Consider the following 3,952-nt stretch of genomic DNA (forward strand, 5'->3'; position numbering starts at 1 on the left):
CGCGGCCAGCCACCACCGCTGGCCTCGCGGCCGCTCTGGGGCTCGCCCCGAGCACGGTGTCGGAGCAGCTCTCCGCGCTGCTGGCCGCCGGTGTGGTGCATCGTCGCCGGGTGGGCCGGCGGGTGTTGTACGGCCTGGAACCGGCCGGTCTGGCACTGGTACAGCTCGTCGGTGACGAGCCGGCGGACGCCTCGGCCTGAGCATTCGGCTCGATCCGAATCCGTTTCCCACCCGTCCCGTCGCTCCTAGCCTGCGGATCACAGCGTCGTAAGGTCCAGGCGGTCCGCGGCGTCGACCTGACGGTCGGCAACGGGGAGCTGTTCGGCCTGCCCGGGCCGAACGGCGCTGGCAAGACCGGCACCCAACCGTTGTTGATCAAGGAGTTGTCGCCCCGCTCGACGGCTCGGGGTCACGGGGAGGGTGGCGTTCCGGAGCGAGGCGGCGTCAGAGAGCCGCCTTGACGCGTTGTGTGCCGCTCCCCAGAATTCAGCGGGTGGCCACGATAAGTTACGCCGAATACCGAGCGATGCGCCGGTTTCCTGCCCTCGACGGGCTCCGTGCGATCGCCGCGGTGATCGTCGTCGCCTTCCACTTCGGGGGGCCGCGATGGACCTGGCTGTCCGGCTGGGTCGGCGTCCAACTGTTCTTCGTGCTCTCCGGCTTCCTGATCACCACGCTGATGCTGCGCGAGGAGGAGTCGCGGGGGCGGGTGTCGCTGCGGTCCTTCTACGTCCGGCGCATCTTCCGGATCCTGCCGGTCTACCTGGTGGTGCTCGCCGCGACGTACGCCCTCGCGCACCTCAACGGCGCCAGCGCGAGGCTGCGCGAGTCGATGCCGTTCTACCTGCTCATGGTCAACGAGTTCGCGCCGAACCAGGCGTTCCCGCACTCCTGGACGATCGCGATCGAGTGGAAGTTCTACCTGGTCTGGCCGCTGCTCGCCTTCGTGTTCGTCCGCACCGCGTTCCTACGCCGGATGGCGGTGACGCTGCTGGCCATCGCCGCTCTGGTCGCGCTGATCCCGTTCGAGAAGGACTGGCCCTACTGGCCGATCCACTACGTGTCGATCCTGGTGGGTTGTCTGCTGGCGGTCGTCATGCACCACCCCCGGGGGTACGCGCTGTTCCGGCCGTTGACCCATCCGGTGGCGTCCCTCGCCGTACTCGTCGGGTTCGTCGCCGTGCACCTGTCGCTGCCGTACTGGCCGCCCGCCGAGGACGGTCACTCGGAGTTGATGATCGGCGTTTACGCGGTGGCGGTGGCGGTGCTGCTCCCGGCCATGCTGGCCTCGGGCCTGCCGACGAAGCTGCTCTCCTGGCGACCGCTGGTGTTCGTGGGCGAACGCTCCTACTCGCTGTACCTGGTGCAGTACCTCGCCATGACGACGGTGATCGCGTTGGTCCCGTCGTACGCCGGGCACAGCACCCGGTTGTTCGTCGCCACCACGGTGGTCGGTCTGCTCGCCGCCGATCTGCTCTACCGCTGGGTGGAGCAGCCGATGATCGGGGTGGGACGCCGGTTCTCCGGCCGGGGAAAGGTGGTCCCCGCCACACCGGCCGCCACGCCGACGTCCCCCGCGCCGACGACCCCCGAGCCCTCCATGTCGGCCGACTCCAACGAGCGGACGGTGCCCGCCCTGCCGGTCCTCACTCCCGGCGGCGACCGCCGCTGATCATGAGGTTGGCGGACGGCAGGTTGCCCAGTCCGCCCCGCCAACCTCACGATCAACGAGCTGTGGTCAGGGGGCCGGGAGGGTGGTGCTCCACAGCGAGGCGCCGTCCCGGTCGCGCAGGTGGACCGTCAGGGCCTCGGACTCACCGTCGATGGTGACCTCACCGAAGTGCTGGAAGCCCTCCGCCGGAGACGTGTTGGCCACCGGCGGCGCGTGCACGAAGGCCGCCCGGGGCCCGAACGTGCCGTCCAACGCGTTCGGGCCGAACGCGCCGGCGTGCGCCGGGCCGGAGACGAACTCCCAGAACGGGGTGAAGTCGCCGACCGCCGCGCGGGACGGGTCGTAGTGGTGCGCGGCGGAGTAGTGCACATCGGCGGTGAGGAAGACCATGCCGGTCACCCCGGCCCGGTGGGTGGCCCGCAGCACCTCGGCGAACTCCAGCTCCCGACCCGCCGGCGCACCCGGGTCGCCCTGCGCGACACCCTCCTGCGCGCCCGGACCGTCCGGCACCACCACTCCGATCGGCAGGTCGTTGGCGATCACCTTCCAGGTCGCCGTGGAGCGCTTCAGCTCCCGGATCAGCCACTCCCGCTGCTGCCGGCCGAGCAGACCACGCTTCGGGTCGGCGTACGTGTTGCCGTCGTTCGGGTCCTTGTGGGTGCGCATGTCGAGCACGAACACGTCAAGCGACGGCCCGTACGACAGCCGCCGGTACATCGGCCCGTCGACCGGCACCGGTAGCCACTCGTTGAACGCCTGGCGGGCCCGCGCGGCGAGCACGTCCACCCGCCGCTCGGTGTAGCGCGGGTCGTCCAGGATCTCGCCCGGGTACCAGTTGTTCAGGACCTCGTGGTCGTCCCACTGGTTGATCTGCGGCACCGCCGCGGCGAACTCCCGCAGGTGCTCGTCGAGCAGGTTGTAGGCGAACTGCCCGCGATACTCGGCCAGCGTCTCGGCGACCTTGCTCTTCTCCGGTGTGACCAGGTTGCGCCAGATCCGCCCGTCGGGCAGCGTCACCGACTCGACCAGCGGGCCGTCGGCGTACACCGTGTCGCCGCTGCACAGGAAGAAGTCCGGTCGGGCCTGCCGCATCGCCCGGAAGATCGACATGCCGCCGAAGTCGGGGGCGATGCCCCAGCCCTGCCCGACCACGTCGCCGGTCCAGACGAACTTCACGTCACGTCGGCGGTGCCGTCCCGGCGCGGTGGTCAGCGTCCCGGTCAGCGGCTCGCTGACCACCCCGTGCCGATCCAGGCTCTCCACCCGCACCCGGTAGTGCAGCCGCTCGGCGTCCGGCAGGCCCCGCAGCCGGACCTTCCCGGTGAAGTCGCCGTTCGGGGTGAGCACCGGACCGCGCAGCTGACGCGCCCCCCGGAAGTCCGGTCGTCGGCTCACCTCGACCAGCATCCGGCCCGGCCGGTCGGCCCGTCCAGACCAGCGCCGAGTCCGCGGTCACGTCGCCGCTCTGCACCCCGTGGGTGAGCACCGGGCGCGCCGCCGGGCGCCAGGCCGGGGCGGCGTTCGCGCCGGCACCGCCCAGCAGCGCGCCGCCGGCGGCTCCGGCGCCGACCATCAGGCCGGTGCGCAGCAGGGTACGTCGATCAAGCTCGGTCATGCTTCCTCCCGATCATGGGTTGACCCCGTGGGTCTATCGGGCGGAGGTGACAGTGAGCGGCGGCCCGGGTGACGCGGACGCGAACGCCGGCCGTCGGTCGTCAGTCGCCCCCGATCGCCGCCGGCATGAGCGGGGTCACAGTCCCGGTTGTCACGCCCCGCCCGGCGCAACCGTCGTATGGGTGTCGGAACCGATCAGGAGGTAGTCGTGCAACGGATGAACCCGACCGAGGTCGTGCCGCAGGCGTACAAGGCCGTCCTCGGGTTGGAGAAGTACGTCCAGACGAACGTCGACCACACGGTGCTGGAGCTGGTGAAGCTCCGGGCGTCGATGATCAACGGGTGCGCGTACTGCGTGGACATGCACAGCCGGGACGCGCTCGCCGGCGGCGAATCGAGCCGGCGGCTGTTCGCGGTCGCCACCTGGCGCGAGTCGCCCTTCTTCGACGAGCGGGAACGGGCCGCGTTGGCCCTCACCGACGCGGTCACCCGGCTCGGCGAGCACGGGGTGCCGGACGAGGTGTGGGATGACGCCGCGAAGGTCTGGTCGGAGAAGGAACTGGCCGACCTGGTCATCGCGATTGCCACAATCAACGTGTGGAATCGGATCGGGGTGACGATGCGGCTGGAGCCTCCGGCCCAGGCGTGACCACCCAGGCGGCAGCA

At 70.8% G+C, this 3,952-nt stretch carries 3 protein-coding genes and 1 pseudogene; 3 read left to right on the forward strand and 1 reads right to left on the reverse strand.

From position 1 onward, the window contains the following. A partial coding sequence (locus KBX53_RS25140; protein ID WP_210861978.1) for an ArsR family transcriptional regulator occupies positions 1–200 on the forward strand: 200 nt, incomplete at its 5' end. Positions 201–493: 293 nt separating this feature from the next. Continuing rightward, entirely contained in the window at positions 494–1,672 is a 1,179-nt protein-coding gene (locus KBX53_RS25145; protein WP_210861980.1) for an acyltransferase, read from the forward strand. 66 nt (positions 1,673–1,738) lie between these two features. Here the strand turns inward: KBX53_RS25145 and KBX53_RS25150 are convergent. Then, positions 1,739–3,287 (reverse strand): annotated as a pseudogene (locus KBX53_RS25150) (alkaline phosphatase). Positions 3,288–3,494: 207 nt separating this feature from the next. On the opposite strand from KBX53_RS25150, the gene KBX53_RS25155 reads away from it, so the two are divergent. Next, complete coding sequence (locus tag KBX53_RS25155; protein WP_030336582.1) at positions 3,495–3,935, forward strand: carboxymuconolactone decarboxylase family protein; 441 nt, start codon at positions 3,495–3,497, stop codon at positions 3,933–3,935. The last annotated feature ends 17 nt before the right edge of the window (positions 3,936–3,952 follow it).

The organism is Micromonospora sp. M51 (assembly GCF_018070305.1).
GTDB lineage: Bacteria > Actinomycetota > Actinomycetes > Mycobacteriales > Micromonosporaceae > Micromonospora > Micromonospora parva.